Raw genomic sequence first — 21,101 nt, forward strand, 5'->3', positions numbered from 1 at the left:
ATAGAAGAATTTTTCGCCGCCGCTGTTGTTCCTTGTCGCTAACCCTTCTTGGCCGGCGAACGCTTGCTTGATTTCCGGAAAATTTTTTTGATTGAAAGGTGAAATATGCTTGTTGGAAGCGAAAATGACCGCTCCGCTTTCGTTTATTATCTCTATGTTCATATGCCTGGTCTGCTCCGAATTTGGCAGCAGCAGGGAAATCCACTTGTAGCGGTCGGATCCGTAATGGGAGTTGACGATGTGTTCGCTGTGCTTGGCGTAGTTAAAAAGCATGACAGTGAAATGTCTTTCGCTGTATTTCCTGACCTCGTTCAACGCATAAAAACTGAAAATGGACAGGGTGAGGATAACCATGCCGAGAAGGGCGGCCATTATCTTGAACCTTATGCTTGTCTTATACATAAAAGGCACTCCCGGGGAATATTTTTGCGCATCGGCAATAAAAAGCTGTCCCAAGGCTGACAAAGGGCGAATTAAATGCTATACTTAACTATAATTATATGCTTGTTAAAATGAAATTTTGTAAAAATTTGTTAATATCGGGCCACAAAAGCCAGTCCCCGCCCTAGAAAAAAGGCGCGCGGCAAAATTTATTTGCGGTGGGTTTATGATAAAGCACAGAAAAATAAGTCTTTTTCGCTGCACTTTTATTGTTTTGCTGTGTTTTTTCGTTGTGCAGATTATTGAGCAGGAAATTAAGATTTATCATTTGAATAATGAAATAAACGCGACCAGGACAAAGGTTGCCGAATTGACGCGCCAATATGAAAAAATGCAGGAAGAGCAAAAAAGCGTCAACGACCCTTCTTATATAGAAAAAGTTGCCCGCGAACATTACAATATGGTAAAAAAAGAGGAAATGCCGGTATTGGTGAAAGAGTAGTTGTTGACACGGAATAATTTGCAAGAGTATAATTATTATGGTTATAGAAGGAAGTTAAATTAGGAGGCCTGTCTGGGTATATGGCGATAGAAGCAGGTTCTGTCATTGAGGGAGTTATCACGCGAATCACTAATTTCGGGGCTTTTGTTGAATTGCCTGAAAACAATGTGGGACTTGTCCATATTTCCGAGGTTTCCGACTTATATGTGCGTGACGTGCATGATTTTCTTAAAGAAAAGGAAAAAGTCAAAGTCAAAGTGCTTTCCGTTGACCCGCGCGGAAAGATAGGGTTGTCCATAAAACAGGCGTCGCCCGAAAACAAACAAAGAGCCGCTGGGGAAGCGCGTATAGCGGCAAAGCCGGCGGTGCGGCCGGCCGGGCGGCCGCCGGTTGCCGCAGCGTCTTTTGAGGACAAGATATCGAGGTTCTTAAAAGACAGCGAGGATCGGCTGACTGACCTTAAAAAGAACACGGAAACAAAACGCGGCGGGCGCGGCGCTAACCGCCGCAGCGGCTGACCCGCCGGCAGGCGCGCGCAGGCTGGGTGCCGGCGAAAGGGCATTTCCCGATGCTCTTTTTGTTTATTTGTTGAACGCGGTTGCAACCCCGCATTGGACTGTCTGCCCAAAGGCAGCCCGTTTTATGCCGGAGAGGGGACTCCTTGGATTTGGACGGGGCGCTTGTCAATAAAGTAAAAAATTACATACAGAAACACAATCTGCTTAAATACCGCGAAAAAGTGTTGGTTGCCTGTTCCGGCGGAATGGATTCCGTTTGTCTTGCGGAAATACTGTGCGTATTGTCGCGCCTTTTCAGTTGGCAGATTACAGTCGGGCATGTGAATCATCAAATCAGGGGAGAAGAAGCGCAGCAAGACGCTTTGTGGGTAAGTGATTTTTGCCGGCGGCGCGGCCTGCCTTTTGTTTTGGCCAAAGTAGACGTGCCGGCGTTTGCGGAAGAAAACGGCTGCTCGACAGAGGAAGCGGCGCGCATCTTGCGCTATCGAGCTTTGGATGGCATGGCGAAAGAACATGACTTGTCGGTTGTCGCCGTGGCGCACAACCAGGAAGACAACGCCGAAACCATCCTTATGAATATTTTGCGCGGCAGCGGCATCGAAGGGGCAAGCGGGATAAAAAACCGCCGCGGCAATGTTGTCAGGCCGCTCCTGTTCGTATCTAGGAAAGAAATAGAAGCGTTTTGCCGGCAAAACAACATTGACTATCGGACGGACAGCAGCAACTCAGACAAGAAATATTTGCGCAACAAAGTGCGCCTGGAACTTTTGCCGATCCTCGGCGAATACAATCCTGAAGTAATTCCGGCTATTTGCCGTTTCGGCGGCATGCTCGCGCGCGACGCCGATTTTTTGGCCGGTTTGGCCAGGGAATGTTATCGGACAGAAGCGGTTTCTGTCCAAGACGGGGAAGTATCCCTTGCGAGCGGTAAATTGAAAAGCATGGATCCGGCCATTGTTTCCCGCGTACTGCTCATGGCGATCAAGGAATGTTTGCAGGAGAAACCGGATGCCTACATAAATTATAAACACATCGCAAAAGTGCAGGAGCTTTTAAGCGAAAGCAGGACAGGCGCCGTGCTGGAGTTGCCGGGCGGACTGAAGGTAAAAAAAGATTACGCCGCATTGCAGCTCTCGGCCGCCAATCTGCAGGAGAAAAAGGCGGCGCTTTCCGGCGAATATTTCCTGCCCGTGCCCGGACGGGTAGTATTGCCGGATAAACGGATAGTGCGTGCCTCGATTTTTCGCGGTGAAAAGCCAAGGGCAATCGATGCCCGCAAAGCGGCCTTTCCGGCTGCCGTGGCCGATAAAGGGCTTGTTGTCAGGGCAAGGGCGCCCGGGGACGTGTTTTTGCCGCCAGGCATGAACGGCAGCAAGCGCAAACTCAAAGAATTTCTTATTGACAGCAAAATACCGCTGGCGGAAAGAGACAATATACCTTTGGTAGTCGATGGCGCCGGTATATTGTGGATTGCCGGCGTGCGCGGCGCTTACCGCGAAGAATCCGGTTCGGTTGACAAATGGATTTATCTTGAACTGATCGAAAAGGAGTACATAAATGGATCTTGAACAGGACATTGAACGCATATTTGCCGATGCCGGCAGGATAAAGGAACGGGTAGGGCAGTTGGGCGAGGAGATAACGCGCGACTATGCCGGGCAGGAAATAACAATGATCGGCCTTTTGACCGGCGCGGTAACTTTTATGGCCGATCTGGCGCGGCAAATACGTTTGCCGGTCTATTATGATTTTATGTCCGTGTCCTCTTACGGCGGGTCGTCCATGTCCAGCGGACGGATAACCGTGAAAAAAGACGTGGGCGGCGATATGGCCGGCCGCCACATTATTTTGGTGGACGACATCGCGGATACTGGATTGACGCTCAATTACACAGCCGCCAAGCTGTCCGGGTTGGGCCCGGCCAGCTTAAAAATCTGCGCCTTCCTTGACAAGCCCGCGCGCCGCGAAACTGCCCTGACAGTTGATTACACGGGTTTTGTCGCGCCGGATGAATTTCTCGTTGGCTATGGGCTGGACTACGCGCAAAAATACCGCAACCTTCCCTATGTCGGCATATTGAAAAAAAGCGTATACAGTAAAACTTGAACTGTTTCCTTGCCGCCGCGTTTTTGGCGGGTGCCGGTTAATTGGCGGTAAAGTATATTAAATACCGCTTGCCCTTGCCGCCAACATATTGTATTATAATATTCAAGCGTGCGGTTGATGATTTGATTGTTGCCGTTGGCTTTCACTGCCGGAGGGAGGATTGTATTTTTGAATAAATTTTTCAAAAACGTGAGTTTTTATTTGCTGATAATAATAGTTGCCATATATATCATTGACTTTTATTCTTCGCATACAGTGCCCAAGCAGGAAATTTCCTATACGAGCTTTGTAAAACAGGTGGAACAGGGCGAAATAGCGCAGGTAACGATTGTTGACAACATCATCAGGGGCAAGACCAAAGCCGGCGTGGAGTTTACTACCATAGCGCCCGGCGACCCTAAACTTATAGATCTTTTGGCGCGCAACAATGTTGAGATAAGAGCGGAATTGCCGCCGCAGCCGCCGTGGTGGACCAGCCTGTTCTCCTCGCTTTTGCCCATGCTGCTCCTCATCGGGGTATGGTTTTTCATTATGCAGCAGACCCAAGGGGGCGGCAGCCGGGTAATGTCTTTTGGCAAGAGCCGCGCCAAGATGTATGGCGACGACAAGGTTAAGATATCCTTCGCCGACGTGGCCGGGGCGGATGAATCAAAACAAGAACTTGAAGAAGTGGTCGAGTTTTTGAAACACCCCAAGAAATTCAATGATTTGGGCGCGCGCATACCTAAAGGCGTGCTGCTTTTCGGACCGCCCGGCACGGGCAAGACCCTTTTGGCCAAAGCGGTTGCCGGCGAGGCCGGCGTGCCGTTTTTCAGCATCAGCGGCTCGGATTTCGTGGAAATGTTTGTGGGCGTTGGCGCCTCGCGGGTGCGCGATCTGTTTGAACAGGCGAAAAAAAGCGCCCCCTGCATAGTGTTCATTGACGAAATAGACGCAGTTGGGCGGCAAAGGGGAGCCGGGCTCGGCGGCGGCCATGACGAGCGCGAGCAGACGCTCAATCAATTGCTGGTTGAGATGGACGGTTTTGGCATCAATGAAGGGATCATCATTATCGCGGCCACCAACCGGCCCGACATACTTGATCCGGCTCTTTTGCGCCCCGGCCGTTTCGACCGCCAGATCGTAGTGGACAAACCGGACGTGAAGGGGCGCCGCGAAATACTGAAAGTGCATACCAAAGGCAAACCGGTGGAGAAAGGCGTCGATCTCGATTCTTTGGCTAGGGGCACGCCGGGCTTTACCGGCGCTGATTTAAGCAATATGGTCAACGAAGCGGCGCTTTTGTCGGCTCGCCGCAACAAAAAGCGCATTGGCGCAAATGAAATGGAAGATGCCATTGAACGCGTCATGGCCGGCCCTGAGCGCAAAAGCAGGGTGATCAGCGACAAAGAAAAACGGCTGGTGGCCTACCATGAAGGCGGACATGCGCTTATCGCCACCTTGCTCAAACATACCGACCCCGTCCATAAAGTTTCGATCATACCGCGCGGCGGGGCGGGCGGCTATACGCTGACACGCCCGAAGGAAGACCGCAACTACGCCACCCGCTCCGAACTGCTTGATACGATAAAGGAACTTTTAGGCGGACGGGTAGCCGAGTCAATCGTGCTGGGGGAAATATCTACCGGCGCGCAAAGCGATTTGGAGCGCGCTACGGCGATCGCGCGCAAAATGATCTGTCAGTACGGCATGAGCGAGCGGCTGGGCCCGGTAACCTTTGGGCAAAGGCGCGACCAAGTGTTCATGGGACGCGACTTTGGCCATGACAAGGACTATAGCGAAGAAATCGCGTTCGCTATAGACAAAGAAGTAAAAATGTTTATTGAAGAAGCTTATGCCGAGGCGGAAACCATTCTGCGCGACAACATTGATAAACTGCACCTTTTGGCCGATTCCCTGCTGGAATGGGAGACGCTCGAAGCCGAAGACATTGCCAGCCTTATGGAACGCGGCTGCATGCCGGCGGGGAAAGAAAAGGCGGCACCCGCTCCGGAACCGGCCGCCGCGCCGCTGATTGCTGCGCCTAAAGCGGAAACAGCCAGGCCGGAGCCGCCGCTTATTGACGGCAACAACTCGCGTACGGTTTTTTAACAATTTTCCACCCTAAAAAATAGCGACGGACAGCCGTCGCTATTTTTTAGGGTGGCATCGGGGGTTCAGAGGCAAAAATGCGGGATGCCATCATAAACATTTTACGCGAACATATCGGGACTCCGCTGTCGGGGGAAAAAATATCGAAAAAACTGTTGGTTTCGCGGACGGCTGTATGGAAACACATCCAGAGGCTGAAACAAGCCGGCTACGACATTCAGGCCGTCAATAAAAAAGGCTATATCCTCTATTCCCCGCCCGACCTCGTCCTGCCGGGGGAGATAGCCGCCTGTTTGGACACGCGTTGGCTGGGGCGAAGGATCATCTACCGCACTTCGGTAAAATCCACCAACAATGTCGCCAAGCAAGAGGCGCTTGACGGTTGCCCGCACGGGACGCTCGTCGTCGCGGAAGAACAGACAGGCGGCCGCGGCCGCCTTGCCAGGGGCTGGTTTTCGCCTTTGCACAGGGGACTTTGGTTTTCCGCCGTATTGCGCCCGCCCTTTCTGCCGCAAGAAGCGCCGAAGCTAACCTTGCTTATGGCGGTAGTTTTGGCGGAGGCGCTGGCCATTTATCCGGGAGTGCAAGCGAGCATAAAATGGCCGAACGATATTTTGCTGCAAGGAAAGAAAATTTGCGGCATACTGACGGAAATGAGCGCCGAGATGGAAGCGATCAATTATGTGGTCATAGGGGCGGGCATAAACACCGATATACCGGAGGATGTTTTGCCCGGCGACCTGAAAGGCAAGGCCGGCTCGCTGAATGATTTCGCCGCCGCGCCGGTCAAGCGGGCGCGCCTTCTGGCCAATGTGCTTGGCACGCTGGAGAAAACATATGACGAGACGGTAAAGGGCGGCTTTGTCCCGGCGCTGAAACGGTGGCGCGAATATTCCGCAACCTTGGGGCGCAAAGTGCGCGTAGACGCGCCGGACGGATCCTTTGCCGGCGAAGCCGTGGATATTGATGAAACCGGAGCGCTGCTGGTGCTTCGCGATTCCGGCAAGTTGGAAAAAGTCCTCGCAGGCGATGTCTCTGTCCGTATGGCCGGGAGCGGAGGCTATGTTTAACGCGCCTGCGATGGCAATATTGACATTATTGATACGAGGGGGCAAGCAATAAAATGCTGTTGGTGTTGGATGTCGGCAATACCAATATCGTCGCCGGCATTTATGACGAGGAAACGCTTGTGGTGCACTGGCGCGTCTCCAGCGACCGGAACAAGACGGCCGACGAATACGGCATACTGATCGGGAACCTCTTCGCGCACAGCCGTATAGACATGGAAGCGATACGCGACATAGTCATCTCCACCGTTGTGCCGCCTTTGACGGTGCCGCTCGTTCGCATGTGCCAGCGGTATTTTAATGTCAAGCCGCTCATCGTCGGCCCCGGCGTAAAAACCGGTATAGCCATTAAGTATGAAAACCCGCGCGAAGTCGGCGCCGACCGTATCGTCAACGCCGTGGCCGCCTATGAAAAATACCGGGATTTTGCGCCCATTATTGTCATAGACATGGGCACGGCCACGACCTTTTGCGTGATCAACGGAAAAGGCGAATATTTGGGCGGCGCGATCGCGCCCGGCATAGGAATTTCCACGGACGCCCTCTTTCAGCGCGCGGCCAAATTGCCGAGGATCGAATTGCGCAAGCCCCGGACGGTTATCTGCCGCAATACAGTACGCAGCATGCAGGCCGGCATCATTTACGGCTATGTCGGGCTGATCGAAGGCATAATAAAAAGGATGAAAGAAGAACTTGGCCAATCTGCCCACGTCATAGCCACCGGCGGTTTAGCCGCGCTGATGGCTTCCGAAGCTTCGGCCATTAATTCTCTGGAACCGTTTTTGACCCTTGACGGGCTCAGGATCATCCATAAACGCAACTTGCCGGCGCCAGAGGTAAATCATGCAGATAAACAAACTGACCATAGAACCGCCGATCGTTTTGGCGCCGATGGCGGGCATAACTGATCAACCGTTCCGGCGGCTGGCCAAGGAAAAGGGCTGCGGCCTTTTGGTGTCGGAGATGGTCAGCGCCAAGGGGCTTTTATATAGCAACAAAAACACTTTGGCCCTAATGCGGTTTGAACAGGCGGAAAGGCCGTTCGCCGTGCAGCTTTTCGGCCGCGACCCGGAGGAAATGGCTTTGGCCGCCAAACGCGCGGCTGATCTTTCGCCCGACATAATCGACGTCAATATGGGCTGCCCGGCGGCCAAAGTAGTAAAAAACGGCGAGGGCGCGGCACTTTTACGGGAACCGGCGCTTGTTTACGAGATAGTCGCCCGGATGGCCGATAGCGTAAATATACCGGTAACGGTGAAAATACGCTCTGGTTGGGACGAACATGCGGTGAACGCGCCGGAAATCGCTTTTTTGGCCGAGAAAGCCGGCGCATTGGCCATAACCGTTCACGCCCGGACGCGTTCCCAATTTTACGCCGGCGCGGCCGACTGGCAGGTGATAAAGGCGACCGTTGGCGCGGTTGGCATACCCGTCATCGGTAACGGCGACATAAAAGCCGCTGCGGACGCCAAGCGGATGTTTGCCGAAACCGGCTGCGCGGCGGTTATGATCGGGCGGGCGGCAGCGGGCAACCCTTGGCTGTTTGCCGAAATCGCCGCTTGCCTGCGGGGAGATCCTTTGCCGCCCCCGCCGGGCGCGCCGGAAAAATTCGCGCTCATGGCGCGGCATTTGGAGCTTTTGATTGAACACAAAGGGGAAACCGTGGCGCTTAAAGAAATGCGCCGGCATGCCGGCGATTACATCAAGGGGCTGCCCTTTGCGGCGGAATGTCGCAAGCTGTTCGGCCAAGTTTGTACGCGGCGGGAATTTTGCCGCGCGCTGCGCGCTTACGAAGGCAGGCTGCTCCGGCGCGGCGCCTGTGCAGGCGGAGCGGAGATTGAAAAGGCGGCGGGCGAAAATAATTTACTTGTTGACAATTAGCGTTAATGCTGTCATAATATTAAACAATTAAGACAATATGCCAATAAATGTGATGACCAGGAAAAAAGCTGCGGGCAGGCCGGTTTAGAGAGTTGGCGGTTGGTGCGAGCCAAGACGGTTCCGTCAGGGGGTCGGGAGACTTTCGGTAGTGAATACTTCGCCTGGGAACATCTTGCCTGAAAATTTGTAGGGCAAGGCGTCGGCGGACGTTACCCGCGGCCGGATGAGAACAGCATTAGTTCGGTGCAGAGCAAAAAATAGGGTGGTATCGCGTTTTTGCGCCCCTATCCGCAGATTCGGCGGATAGGGGCTTTAGGTTTTCAGGGGGGATGGCAATGAAAAAGGTTTTGTCAATAGTGGTAAGGAACCAACCGGGGGTGCTTATGCGCGTGGCCGGCATGTTTTCCCGGCGCGGGTTCAATATCGACAGCCTGGCCGTCGGCATGACGCAAAACAAAAAATTTTCGCGCATGACGGTAACCGTGGACAACGACGACGCGACGGTGGAGCAGATCATGAAACAGCTTGTTAAATTAGTCGAGGTGGAAGACGTGCGCCTTTTGCCTGATGAAACAAAAATGTCAAGAGGGATGGCGCTTGTCAAAGTGGCGGCAGGCAGCAACCGCATGGAAATATTAAAGCTGGCCGAGGTGTTTCGCGTCAGCGTCATAGATATCGGCGCCGAAGCCGTTATATTCGAGGTAACAGGCGTTGAGCGCAAAATCAAGGCTTTTGTGGATATAATGGCGCCTTACGGCATACTCGAAATGGTGCAGACGGGCGTCATCGCCCTTGAGCGGGGGGACAAATGCATGAGTTTCGGCAAGGCTTCCAGATATAACTGGCCGGATGAGGATGTGGGGGAAAATACCTGCATGGTGATCTGACGGCCGTTTTTCAATTGGATGTTCCCTGAAAATAAAATCTACAGATAATTTACTTTAAAGGAGAGGTAAAAATGGCAAAAATGTATTATGACAAAGACGCGAACATGGAATTTTTGAAAGGCAAAACAATAGCGGTTATTGGCTACGGCAGCCAAGGGCACGCGCACGCCCTCAATCTGAAAGACAGCGGCGTCGATGTGGTCGTTGGACTTTATAAGGGCAGCAAGTCAATCGAAAAAGCGGAAAAAGCCGGCCTTAAAGCCTTGGAAACTGCCGAGGCCGTGAAAAAAGCCGATATAGTAATGATACTTGTTCCGGACGAAAAACAGGCCGCCCTCTACAAAGAGCAGATCCAGCCGAACCTTAAAGAAGGCGCGGCGCTTGCTTTCGCGCACGGGTTCAATATCCATTTCGGGCAAATCGCGCCGCCGCCGAACATCGACGTATTCATGGTCGCCCCCAAAGGGCCAGGGCATCTCGTGCGGCGCGTATATACGGAAGGAGCCGGTGTCCCCTGTCTTTTGGCCGTGCATAAAAACGCCTCCGGCAACGCCCATGACATAGGGCTGGCTTACGCCCGCGGCATCGGCGGGACGCGCGCCGGGGTTTTGGAAACTACTTTCCTCGAGGAAACCGAAACGGATCTTTTTGGCGAACAGTGCGTTTTGTGCGGCGGCATTACCGCCCTGATCAAGGCCGGGTTTGAAGTGCTGGTGGAAGCCGGCTACAAGCCGGAAAGCGCCTATTTTGAGTGCATGCACGAAATGAAATTGATTGTCGACCTGCTCTATGAAGGCGGAATGGGCAAAATGCGCCATTCGGTCAGCGACACCGCCGAATACGGCGACTACGTTTCCGGGCCGCGCATCATTACGGAGGAAACAAAAAACGAAATGCGCCGGATTTTGAAAGAGATACAAAACGGAACCTTCGCCAACCGCTGGCTGTTAGAGAACCAAGCCAACCGCCCGGCCTTTAACGCGGCCCGCCGGCGCGAAGCCGCGCATCCGATAGAAGTGGTCGGGCGCGACCTGCGGTCGATGATGAGTTGGATAAAAAAGCAATAGTTCCGTGAACTTCTAATAATCCATGGCTTCCGCCAGATTATTGGAGCTTCCTCTCGGACAAAATGCCGGCCGCTATTTTTAGGAGGTATTGTATGGATAACCGGATAGTCAAGATTTTTGACACAACCATGCGCGACGGGGAGCAGACTCCCGGCATAGCGCTCGGCATACCGGAAAAACTGGAAATAGCCCGCGCGTTGGCCAAGATGAAAGTAGATGTTATTGAAGCGGGTTTTCCCATAACTTCAAACGGCGATTTTGAAGCGGTAAAAGCGATCGCGGAAAACATCAAGGAATCTATCGTCTGCGGCCTGGCCCGAACCGCGCAGGAAGATATCGAACGTGCCGGAGAGGCGCTCCGGGCGGCGGAAAATCCGCGCATACACGTATTTATCGCCGCTAGCGACATACACTTGGAGTACAAATTGAAGATGACCCGGGACGAAGTATTGGAAGCGGCGGAAAAGTCGGTCGCGCTCGCCCGCCGATACGCAGGGGAAGTGGAATTTTCCGCCGAGGACGCGACCCGTTCGGATTGGGACTTTCTCCGCCGGCTTTACCAAAAAGCCATAAATGCGGGCGCGTCCATTGTCAATGTGCCCGATACCGTAGGCTATACCACGCCGGGCGAATACGCCGGCCTTATCCGCTATCTGCGCGAGCATGTGGAGAATATCGACAAAGCGGTCATCAGCGTGCATTGCCACGACGATTTGGGCCTTTCCGTGGCCAACTCCCTCGCGGCGATTGAAGCGGGCGCGCGGCAGGTGGAATGTACGGTAAACGGCATTGGCGAAAGGGCCGGCAACGCCGCCATGGAAGAGGTAGTAATGGCCCTGGCGACCCGCGGCAATTACTATAAGGTGGCCACCAACATAGACACGCAGCAAATATTCAGGACCAGCCGGCTGGTCAGCTCGCTGACCGGCGTCGGCATCCACCCCATTAAAGCGATTGTCGGCGAAAACGCTTTCGCGCATGAGGCGGGCATACACCAGCACGGCGTACTCTCCAATCCCTTGACTTACGAGATTATGACGCCGGAAACTGTCGGCATAAGTTCCAATGCCATCGTCCTCGGCAAACATTCCGGGCGGCACGCTTTCGTCGCCCGTTTGCAGGAAATGGGCTACGATTTTGATCAGGAGAAAAACAACCAGCTTTTTGTTCGTTTTAAAGAATTGGCCGACCGCAAAAAGAATATCTCCGACCGGGACATCGAAGCGTTGGTATCCGAGAAGGCCGCTTACCGGCCTGAATGGTTCCGTTTGGTATCTCATCAGGAACACAGCTCAAGCGGAGGGCGGGCGATCGGTTCGGTAGTGTTGGAATCAAGCACGGGCAGGACGGAAGAAGTCTGTTTCGGCGACGGGCCGGTTGACGCCGCCTATAAAGCGGTGGAAAAAGCGGTAGGCTTTGACATTGATCTGAAAGATTTCCAATTGAAAGCCGTTACCGGCGGCGTGGACGCGCTCGGTGAATCTACGGTGCTTGTCGAGCGCGAAGGCAAGAAATTTTACGGGCGCGGTCTTAGCACAAACATTATCGAAGCCAGCATAAGGGCCTACATAAACGCGATCAACAGCATGATCGCAGCTTGCGGGTTTCCAGGCAACGACGAGGGCGCGCTGTGAAAACGCGCCGGCAAAGAGGTGTTTTTTATGGGCATGACCATAACGGAGAAAATATTGGCAAAACACGCCGGCCGGGCAAAGGTCGAACCGGGGGAGCTTTTGATCTGCGGCGTCGACTTGGTGCTGGCCAACGACATAACGGCGCCGCCGGCAATCTGGGAATTTGAAAAAATCGGCCAGGGAAAAGTTTTCGCCAAAGATAAAATTGCGCTGGTGCTGGATCATTTCGCGCCCAATAAAGACATCAAATCGGCGCAGATGTGCAAGGTCGTCCGTGATTTTGCCTTTGCGCAGGATATAACCCATTATTACGACGTGGGGCGCATGGGCGTCGAACACGCCCTTTTGCCGGAAATCGGACTGATCGCGCCCGGGGAAGTCATTATTGGCGGCGATTCGCATACCTGCACGTACGGCGCGCTGAACGCTTTCGGCACGGGTGTCGGGCAGACGGACATCGGCGCGGCCATGGCGTCAGGCAGCAGTTGGTTCAAGGTTCCCCCTACCATTAAAGTGGAGCTTACGGGCCATCTGCCGCCTTACGTGAAGGGCAAGGACGTCATACTTTCCCTTATCGGCATGATCGGGGTGGACGGGGCGCGCTACCGGTCGCTGGAATTTTCCGGCGACATAGCGCAGCTTTCGGCGGACGATCGCCTGACCATCTGCAACATGGCGATCGAAGCCGGCGGCAAAGCCGGGATCTTTCCTTTTGACGCCATCACGGAAAAATATTTGAGCGGCAGGGCGGCCCGACCCTATGAACCGGTCGCGCCGGACGGGGACGCCGCCTTTGAACAGACGATAACCCTTGACCTTTCCCGGTTGGAACCGGTGGTCGCCTGCCCGCATCTGCCGGAGAACGTCAAGCCGGCTGCCCAACTCAAACAAACGAAAATAGACCAGGTGATTGTCGGTTCCTGCACTAACGGCCGGCTGTCGGATCTAAAGCAAGCGGCGGAGATTGTTCGCGGCCGCAAAATTCACGAAGGCGTACGGATGATCGTTTTGCCGGCTACGCAAGCTGTCTATCTGGAAGCGATGGAACGCGGCTACATAAAGGACTTTATCGAAGCGGGGGCGGCGGTCAGCACTCCCACCTGCGGGCCTTGCCTGGGCGGGCATATGGGCATACTGGCGGCGGGGGAGCGGGCAGTGTCCACGACCAACCGCAATTTCAGGGGGCGGATGGGACACGTGGACAGCGAAGTCTATCTGTCCGGGCCCTATGTTGCCGCCGCCAGCGCCGTATTGGGCCGTATCGCCCATCCGGCCGAAATATGACAAATAAAACCGGAGGTTGCCGATTATGAGGAAAAAAGCAGGAAATGTCTGGCGCTACGGCCACCATGTCGATACCGACGTCATCATTCCCGCCCGCTATTTGAATATAGCCGACCACCATGAACTGGCGGAACACGCCATGGAAGACATAGACGCCGATTTCGCCAAACAGGCGCGGACAGGCGATTATATAGTCGCAGGCAAGAACTTCGGTTGCGGCTCCAGCCGCGAACACGCGCCGCTCGTGCTTAAAGTCAGGGGAGTGCCGGCGGTCATCGCCGACAGCTTTGCCCGAATCTTTTACCGCAACGCTATCAACATTGGCCTGCCGGCCATGGAAATAGGGGAGGAAGTGGAAAAGATCGAGGACGGCGACACGCTGGAGGTAGACGCCGCCAAAGGCGAAATTAAAATCACAAACAAAAATATAACCATCGCGACCAAGCCCCTGCCGGGATTCATACAAGAAATAACCAAAGCGGGCGGGCTGATCAACTACGTCAAAGGAAAAAACTGACCGTGGGCATGACCGTAACGCAAAAAATACTCGCCAGGCGCGCCGAAGTGGATAAAGTGGAGGCGGGCGACATTATAACCGCCGCCGTTGACTTGGCGCTGACCAACGACATAATGGGCGCGCAGACTTTCGCTGAATTTGAGAAAATTGGTCGACCGGCGGTTTTTGACAAAAATAAAGTTGTGCTGGTGCCGGATCATTTTTGTCCGGCCAACGATATGAAATCGGCGGAATTGGCGAAGAAACTGCGTGAATTTGCCCGAAAATATCAAATAGCCCATTACTTTGAAATAGGCCGCATGGGTATAGAACACGCCCTCCTGCCGGACAGCGGGCTAATCGCGCCCGGGGATCTGATCGTCGGCGCCGACTCGCATACCTGCACTTACGGGGCGCTTAACGCTTTCGCCACCGGCGTTGGCCTGACCGACCTCGGGGCGGCGCTCGCGACCGGCCGGGCCTGGCTTAAAGTCCCCGCCGCCATTGGCGTTGAACTTTGCGGCAGCCTGCCGCGCTACGTGCGGGGCAAGGATGTAGTCCTTGCGCTTATCGGGCGGATCGGCGTAGACGGCGCCCGTTATAAATCATTGGAATACTCGGGATCGGGCGTTGCGCGGCTGACGATGGCGGATCGTTTTACCATAGCGAACATGGCGATCGAAGCCGGCGCCAAAAATGGCATATTTCCCTGCGACAGCGTTACCGAAGCCTATCTTGAAGGGCGCGCGCAGCGGGCATGCCGGCCGGAAACGGCGGATGCGGACGCGTTTTACGAGAAAAGGGTTGCAATAAACCTTTCCCTGCTGGAACCGGTGGTCGCCTGCCCACACCTGCCGGAAAACGTCAAGCCCGCCAAAGAACTTTCCGGCGTCGCCATAGATCAGGCGGTCATAGGTTCCTGCACGAACGGGCGGCTGGACGATCTCGCCCAGGCGGCGGAAATCCTGAAGGGGCGCAAAATAAATAAAAAAGTCCGCGCCATCGTCATTCCCGCCACGCAAGAGATCTACAGCCAAGCGATGGCTCTCGGCTACCTGCGGACATTTGTCGACGCCGGGGCGGCGGTCAGCACTCCTACCTGCGGGCCTTGCTTTGGCGGGCACATGGGCATACTGGCGGCGGGCGAGCGGGCAGTGTCCACCACCAATCGCAATTTCAAAGGGCGCATGGGGGCGGCGGACAGCGAAATATACTTAGCGGGACCTTACGTGGCGGCGGCCAGCGCCGTAACTGGCCGGATAACCGATCCGGCTGAAATCGCCGGCGCTTGACGCCCAAGGCGAAGCATCGCCTTGTTGGGCGGCTCGCGCTTTTTGAAAATGATAGTGTTCCCGTTCCGGCGCGCGTCCGGCGAGATGAAAGTAAATGAGGCGGAAACGATGAAGAAAATCATACTCATACCCGGCGATGGCATAGGGCCGGAAATAGTGGCCGCCGCCCGGCGCGTGCTGGACAAAGCGGCGGCAAAACAAAAAATAAATTTTGAATTTGTGGAAAAATGCGCGGGCGGCGCGGCGCTTGACAAATTCGGGCTGCCTTTGCCCGCCGACACGGTAACGGCCTGCGCGGAGGCTGACGCGGCGCTGCTCGGCGCGGTCGGCGGGCCAAAGTGGGACGATGTGCCGCCGGAACTTAGAGCGGAAAAAGCCATACTCGGTTTGCGCAAAGAAATGGGCCTTTACATAAACCTGCGCCCTGTCCGCGTCCAGCCCGCGCTGGCCGACAACTCGCCCCTTAAAGCGGAAAATGTCGTTGGTGCTGACCTTCTGATCGTGCGCGAACTTACCGGCGGCATATACTTCGGCAAGCGCCGCGAGGCTTTTATCGATGGAGAAACAATAGAGCGCGCCTGGGATATGGAGGAGTACAGCGCGCCGGAAATTGAGCGGGTGGTGCGTTATGCCCTGCGGGCGGCGCTGTCGCGCAAAAAAAAGGTAACGTCGGTCGACAAATCCAACGTGCTCGCGTCATCGCGCCTCTGGCGGAAAATCGCGGCGCGGGCGGCGCTGGATTTCCCCGGGGCGCGCCTGGAGAATATGTACGTTGACAATTGCGCCATGCAATTGATCTTAAATCCCAAAGCCTTTGACGTCATAGTAACAAGCAATCTTTTCGGCGATATTTTAAGCGACGAGGCCGCCGTCATTACCGGTTCGATCGGCATGCTGCCGTCCGCCAGCGTGGGCGAAGGGCCCGGCTTGTTTGAGCCTATTCACGGGTCGGCGCCGGACATTGCCGGATTGGGCATCGCCAACCCATTGGGCGCCATTCTTTCAGCCGCCATGCTTTTGCGTTTTTCCCTGCGCGAGGAAGCCGCCGCCGCCGCGATAGAAGGCGCGGTGGACAAAGTTCTGGCAATGGGCTACCGGACGGCTGACCTTTACGGCGCAGGTTTTACCAAAGTAACGACGGAACAGATGAGCGCCCTGGTGGAAAAAGAGCTTTAATAGCGCCGGGCAGGTCATTGGGGAGGATACGATATGCAAATGAGCGGCGCCAATATAATACTTCGCTGTTTGGAAGAACAAGGGGTGGACAAAGTGTTTGGCTACCCCGGCGGCGCTATTTTGCCTTTTTACGATGCGCTGGCCGGCTCAAAAACTATTGAGCATATACTTACCGTCCACGAGCAGGGGGCGGCGCACGCCGCCGACGGTTACGCCAGGGGCAGCGGGCGGGTCGGCGTATGTATCGCCACCTCCGGCCCGGGCGCAACCAACTTGATAACAGGCTTGGCCACCGCTTTCATGGACTCCATACCGGTGGTGGCGATCACCGGGCAGGTGGCGCGAAACCTGATCGGGCGCGACGCTTTTCAGGAAGTCGATATAACCGGGATCAGCATGCCGGTTACCAAGCATAATTTCTTAGTTAAAAACCCGAAACATCTTGCCGGGACCATCCGGCTGGCTTTCGACATCGCCAAATCCGGCCGGCCGGGGCCGGTATTGGTCGATGTGCCGCGTGACATACAGGTCATGCCGATCGAATATGTTCCCGGCGAAGGAAAAAACCGGGATGTCGCGTTTGAGCGGCAATGCGGCAACGACGACATCGACGCGGCCGCCGCGGCGATCAAGAACGCGCGCCGGCCGCTTCTTTTGACCGGCGGAGGGGCGGTTGCCGCCGAGGTGCAGCCGGAACTGGTGGAGCTGGCGGAGAAAATAAATATGCCCGTGGGCAGCACGCTCATGGGCCTGGGCGCTTTTCCGGGAGAACACCGCCTGTTTTTGGGCATGACCGGACTGCACGGACTGGAGCGGGCGAACAACGCGGTACAGGCCGCCGACGTCCTTCTGGCGGTGGGCAGCAGGTTCAACGACCGGGTTACCGGCGACCCCAAAGCCTATACCGAAAAGAAAACTGTTATACACGTAGACGTCGATCCGGCGGAAATTGACAAAAATGTTTTTGCCGGCATAGGTTTGGCAGGCAACATGAAATGCTGCCTGCGGAAACTTTGTGCGCGAATCAGCGGCAAAACCCCGCAATCCTGGTGGAATTCCATTAACGAATGGCCGGGCGTCGACGAGTCTTTCCGGGGGACGGCCGCGCCGCTTTTTGTGCGGGCTTTGGATGATGCGGCGCGTGGGCGCGACGTAATTATCGTAACCGACGTCGGACAGCATCAAATGTGGGTGGCGCAGCACATCAGGATTGCCCGCCCGCGCAACTGGATAACTTCCGGCGGACAAGGTTGCATGGGGTTTGGCCTTCCGGCGGCGATCGGCGCGCAGTTTTCCCGGCCGGGTAGCCGCGTTGTCGTCGTGTCAGGCGACGGCGGCTTCAAAATGACCGGCAACGAGCTTTATACTATTGCCCGGCATAAATTGCCGATTGTCAGCGTACTGTTCAACAACGACGGATTGGGCATGATACGCCAGTTGCAGCAAGTGCTTTTTGAAGGGCGGCGTTTTTCCTGTGAATTGCCGCCCATAATGGATTTTATCGCTTACGCGGGAGCTTTCGGAATAAAGGGCGAGCGGGCGGATACAGCGGAAAAATTCGCAGCCGCGCTCGACGGGGCGCTGGCGGCTGATGAGCCTCGGTTTATTGAGGCCGTAATCAAGCCCTCTGACATGGTAAAGCCCATGGTGAATATCGGCGGCGGCTTAAATTCCTATGTAAAGTTTCCTTTGCCGCCCGAATAAATGCCCAATGCCGCCGCATTCCGAAAAAATCCTGCGGCGGCGCAGCCGGGGCGACTATTTTTCAGCGAAAGGCGAACCATGAACAAGCGCGAATATATTCTTTTTATCATGTTTTTTTTGATCGCCGCCGGACTGGCGGGCGAAGGAGCGCTAAGGCCGCCGTCCGTAGAGGACAGGCCCCGGCAGAAAATAACAAAAATAGTGTCTTTGTCGCCGTCGAATACGGAAATACTTTTCGCGCTCGGCGCCGATGCGGAGATTGTCGGGGTAACCACTTACTGCGACTATCCGGCGCAGGCGCTGTCCAAAGAAAAAATAGGCGGATTTTTCGCCCCCGACATAGAAAAAATCGTCCTGCTCGGCCCTGACGTCGTATTCGCCAACAGCACCTTGCAGTCGGAGGCGATCCGCCAATTGCAAAGGGCCGGCCTTTACGTCATGCCGGTGAAGAACGCGGACATTGACGAAATACTCGCGAGCGTAGACACTATTGCCCAAACAATAGGAAGAGAGAAAGAAGGCGGCGCTTTGCGCCAAAAACTGGACGCGGGGCGCCGGGAGGCTAAAACGCGGCTTGCCCGGCATACGGACAAGCCGCGCGTGTTTATAGAGGTTTGGGACAAACCCATCCTGACCGTTGGCCGGCGTTCCTATCTGAGCGGGCTGGTGGCGGAAGCGGGCGGCATTAACGTCGCGGGCGGCGCGGATGCCGACTACTACAATTGGGACATTGAAAAAATATACGCCGCCAATCCTGACGTATACCTTAGGCTGCGCGGCAACGACATGGGAAGCCGCGCCGATATAATGCCGGACACGCTGAGGGAGTTGGGCGCCGTGCGCGGCGGCCGGGTGGTTACTGTGTTCGGCGATTGGATTGTGCGCCCCGGCCCGCGCAGCATTGAAGCCCTGCCGCAGATTGTGGACGCCGTTTACGGCGAGGGACGGTAAAATGAAAACAAGCTGGTCTTTCGTTCTAGCCTTCGCGGCGCTTTTAATCAGCGTATGCCTGCTTTTGTCTGCAGGCGCGCACGAGATAGGCTTTGCCCATTTTGTCCGTTCATTGCTCGGTTTCGGCGACAATTTCACGGCGCAGGAAGAATTGATTGTCTGGCGGCTGCGCTGGCCGCGGATATTGCTGTCACTTACCGTGGGGGCGGCTCTCGCCACCGCCGGCGTATGCCAGCAGGCGATATTCAAGAATCCCTTGGCGGAGCCGTTTATACTCGGCATCTCCGGCGGCGCGGCTTTAGGGGCGGCCATCGCCATTATCGCGGGCTATCCCAACTTAATCGCCTTCATGGCTTTTGTCGGCGGCATAAGCACCGTCGCCATCGTCAAAGGGCTTGACGCCAAATTCGCCGTGACCGGGTCGATAACTCACCTGCTTTTGGCCGGCGTAGCCATTTCGTCCCTCGCCAGTGCTTGCTTGAGCGCGCTCATGTCGCTTTATTCCCAGCAAATGCAACTGATCTTTTTTTGGATCATGGGCAGCGTCGCCATGCCGCCGGACAATTATCCTTTCATTTGCGGCTTTATCGTCCTGTGCATAATCATAACCTGCGGCTACGCCCGCGAACTTGACCTTATAAGCATAGGGGACGAGCAGGCGTTTTTTCTCGGCGTGGAAGTAAAAAAAGTACGCAACGTAATCCTTTTTCTTTCCGCAGTCATCACCAGCCTCGCCGTTTCCATGAGCGGGTCGATCGGTTTTATCGGTTTGGTCGCGCCGCATCTTCTGCGCAATTGGACGGGCGCTTCGCACGTTACCCTGCTGCCGCTTTCGGCTGTTTGGGGCGGGATAATGCTTTTGTGGGCGGACGGGCTTATCCGCCTTGCGCCGTGGTTTTCCGCCTTGCCGGTCGGCGTCGTTACGGCACTTTTCGGCGCGCCCTTTTTCCTTTACATCCTTTGGGCAAGGGGGCGCATGTGATGGACAAATCGCTTCTCGTGGCCGACAATGTTTCTGTTCGGTTAGGGAAGGCCACTATTCTCGCCGATTTTTCTTTTGCTTTAAACAAAGGGGAGTTTTGGGGGGTATTGGGTCCCAACGGCAGCGGCAAGACCACCTTCTTAAAGACCTTGGGCGGCTGGCTGCCTTGTTGCAAAGGGGCGGTCTTTTGGGAAGGCAGGCCGCTCGCCGACATGGAACGCAAAGCGGTTGCCCGCAGGATAGGGATGGTCGCGGTCGAGGAAGGGAACAATTCTTTTACCGTCGAAGAAACGATATTCATGGGAAGGTTTGCGCATCTGGGACGTTTCGCGCGGGTAGAGGCGGATGACAAGGGCAAAGTGGAGGAAGCCATGCGCTCCGTGGGGATCAGCGACAAGCGCGGCCGTTTCATGCATCAACTCAGCCAAGGGGAAAGGCAGAAAGTATGGGTCGCCCGCGCGCTCGCGCAAGACGTTGACGTATTGCTGCTGGACGAGCCGACCGCGCATCTTGACGTAAAAAGCCAAAGCGAGGTGTTTTCCATACTGGAAAACCTGTGCGTCAGCGCTGGGCTCGCGGTCGTCGCCATATTGCACGATGTCAACCTGGCGCTTTGTTTCAGCAGCCACCTTTTGCTCATACAAAACAGAAAAGTCAAGGCGGCGGGGCGGAAAGAAAACATTCTGGACGCGGAAAAATTCACCGAACTTTATCAACTGCCCTTTACCCTGCAGCAAAGCGGCGCAAGCTGTTGGGCCAAGATAAATTATAAATAGGGGCGCATCTGACAATCGCTTGCGGGATGTCGGGCGAGGGGTTTTTGCGGCCGCGGGCGAGCAATGAACTGCCGATTGTCCGCGATGGGGGGGGGCGGCAGCCTCAAACCTTCGCCTGCCTTGCGGGGACGGGCTTACCTTGCCCTAAATGGCGGCGTGTTTTCAGGCCGCTTGGCCGCTGAAAGCTGGCGGGGCTGCCGCCCTTTCGCCAAAGCGGCCCAGACGGGAAAAAATTCGCCGTAGTGCCGCGATGGATTGTCAGAGGCTCCCTTAACGCCGTTTTAAAAGCGCGGCGCAAAGAGGCCG

Annotated in this window: 20 protein-coding genes; 19 read left to right on the plus strand and 1 reads right to left on the minus strand. The window is 55.3% G+C overall.

The window, feature by feature from the left end:
- The coding region (locus tag LBO03_01275) for a hypothetical protein (GenBank protein ID MDR3348232.1) at positions 1-402 on the minus strand (402 nt) is incomplete at its 3' end.
- Positions 403-607: 205 nt separating this feature from the next.
- On the opposite strand from LBO03_01275, the gene LBO03_01280 reads away from it, so the two are divergent.
- The 19 genes from LBO03_01280 (at position 608) to LBO03_01370 (ending at position 20,795) form a co-directional block, all read left to right on the plus strand.
- A complete protein-coding gene (locus LBO03_01280) occupies positions 608-883 on the plus strand; it encodes a septum formation initiator family protein (protein ID MDR3348233.1) in 276 nt (91 codons plus the stop codon).
- Positions 884-963: 80 nt separating this feature from the next.
- A complete protein-coding gene (locus tag LBO03_01285; protein MDR3348234.1) occupies positions 964-1,401 on the plus strand; it encodes a S1 RNA-binding domain-containing protein in 438 nt (145 codons plus the stop codon).
- A 143-nt stretch (positions 1,402-1,544) separates the two neighbouring features.
- The gene (gene tilS, locus LBO03_01290; protein MDR3348235.1) at positions 1,545-2,969 is read left to right on the plus strand and encodes a tRNA lysidine(34) synthetase TilS; all 1,425 of its coding nucleotides are present in this window, start codon (positions 1,545-1,547) and stop codon (positions 2,967-2,969) included.
- Positions 2,959-3,507: a hypoxanthine phosphoribosyltransferase gene (gene hpt, locus LBO03_01295; protein MDR3348236.1), complete on the plus strand. Its 549-nt coding sequence runs from the start codon at positions 2,959-2,961 to the stop codon at positions 3,505-3,507. Before tilS ends, hpt begins: the two co-directional genes overlap by 11 nt.
- A gap of 159 nt (positions 3,508-3,666) precedes the next feature.
- Positions 3,667-5,598: an ATP-dependent zinc metalloprotease FtsH gene (gene ftsH, locus LBO03_01300; GenBank protein ID MDR3348237.1), complete on the plus strand. Its 1,932-nt coding sequence runs from the start codon at positions 3,667-3,669 to the stop codon at positions 5,596-5,598.
- A 77-nt stretch (positions 5,599-5,675) separates the two neighbouring features.
- Positions 5,676-6,668 carry a biotin--[acetyl-CoA-carboxylase] ligase gene (locus LBO03_01305; protein MDR3348238.1) on the plus strand — a complete coding sequence of 331 codons (993 nt, stop codon included), beginning with the start codon at positions 5,676-5,678 and terminating at the stop codon, positions 6,666-6,668.
- 53 nt (positions 6,669-6,721) lie between these two features.
- Entirely contained in the window at positions 6,722-7,573 is an 852-nt protein-coding gene (locus LBO03_01310) for a type III pantothenate kinase (GenBank protein MDR3348239.1), read from the plus strand.
- Complete coding sequence (gene dusB, locus LBO03_01315) at positions 7,509-8,546, plus strand: tRNA dihydrouridine synthase DusB (protein ID MDR3348240.1); 1,038 nt, start codon at positions 7,509-7,511, stop codon at positions 8,544-8,546. Before LBO03_01310 ends, dusB begins: the two co-directional genes overlap by 65 nt.
- Before the next feature lie 335 nt (positions 8,547-8,881).
- Entirely contained in the window at positions 8,882-9,433 is a 552-nt protein-coding gene (gene ilvN, locus LBO03_01320) for an acetolactate synthase small subunit (GenBank protein MDR3348241.1), read from the plus strand.
- Between the two features lie 71 nt (positions 9,434-9,504).
- The gene (gene ilvC, locus LBO03_01325; GenBank protein MDR3348242.1) at positions 9,505-10,500 is read left to right on the plus strand and encodes a ketol-acid reductoisomerase; all 996 of its coding nucleotides are present in this window, start codon (positions 9,505-9,507) and stop codon (positions 10,498-10,500) included.
- 92 nt (positions 10,501-10,592) lie between these two features.
- A complete protein-coding gene (locus LBO03_01330) occupies positions 10,593-12,134 on the plus strand; it encodes a 2-isopropylmalate synthase (protein MDR3348243.1) in 1,542 nt (513 codons plus the stop codon).
- A gap of 27 nt (positions 12,135-12,161) precedes the next feature.
- Positions 12,162-13,418, plus strand: coding sequence for a 3-isopropylmalate dehydratase large subunit (gene leuC / locus LBO03_01335; GenBank protein MDR3348244.1), 1,257 nt, complete (start codon positions 12,162-12,164; stop codon positions 13,416-13,418).
- Positions 13,419-13,443: 25 nt separating this feature from the next.
- Positions 13,444-13,935, plus strand: a complete 492-nt coding sequence (locus LBO03_01340) for a 3-isopropylmalate dehydratase small subunit (GenBank protein MDR3348245.1) — start codon at positions 13,444-13,446, stop codon at positions 13,933-13,935.
- A gap of 8 nt (positions 13,936-13,943) precedes the next feature.
- Positions 13,944-15,206 carry a 3-isopropylmalate dehydratase large subunit gene (gene leuC, locus LBO03_01345; protein MDR3348246.1) on the plus strand — a complete coding sequence of 421 codons (1,263 nt, stop codon included), beginning with the start codon at positions 13,944-13,946 and terminating at the stop codon, positions 15,204-15,206.
- Positions 15,207-15,254: 48 nt separating this feature from the next.
- A complete protein-coding gene (leuB, locus tag LBO03_01350) occupies positions 15,255-16,382 on the plus strand; it encodes a 3-isopropylmalate dehydrogenase (GenBank protein ID MDR3348247.1) in 1,128 nt (375 codons plus the stop codon).
- Positions 16,383-16,415: 33 nt separating this feature from the next.
- Entirely contained in the window at positions 16,416-18,086 is a 1,671-nt protein-coding gene (ilvB, locus tag LBO03_01355; GenBank protein MDR3348248.1) for a biosynthetic-type acetolactate synthase large subunit, read from the plus strand.
- Positions 18,087-18,164: 78 nt separating this feature from the next.
- Entirely contained in the window at positions 18,165-19,037 is an 873-nt protein-coding gene (locus LBO03_01360; GenBank protein ID MDR3348249.1) for a helical backbone metal receptor, read from the plus strand.
- 1 nt (position 19,038) lies between these two features.
- A complete protein-coding gene (locus LBO03_01365) occupies positions 19,039-20,019 on the plus strand; it encodes an iron ABC transporter permease (protein ID MDR3348250.1) in 981 nt (326 codons plus the stop codon).
- A complete protein-coding gene (locus LBO03_01370; protein ID MDR3348251.1) occupies positions 20,019-20,795 on the plus strand; it encodes an ABC transporter ATP-binding protein in 777 nt (258 codons plus the stop codon). Before LBO03_01365 ends, LBO03_01370 begins: the two co-directional genes overlap by 1 nt.
- The last annotated feature ends 306 nt before the right edge of the window (positions 20,796-21,101 follow it).

This window comes from Acidaminococcales bacterium (assembly GCA_031290885.1).
Classification (GTDB): Bacteria; Bacillota; Negativicutes; order Acidaminococcales; family JAISLQ01; genus JAISLQ01.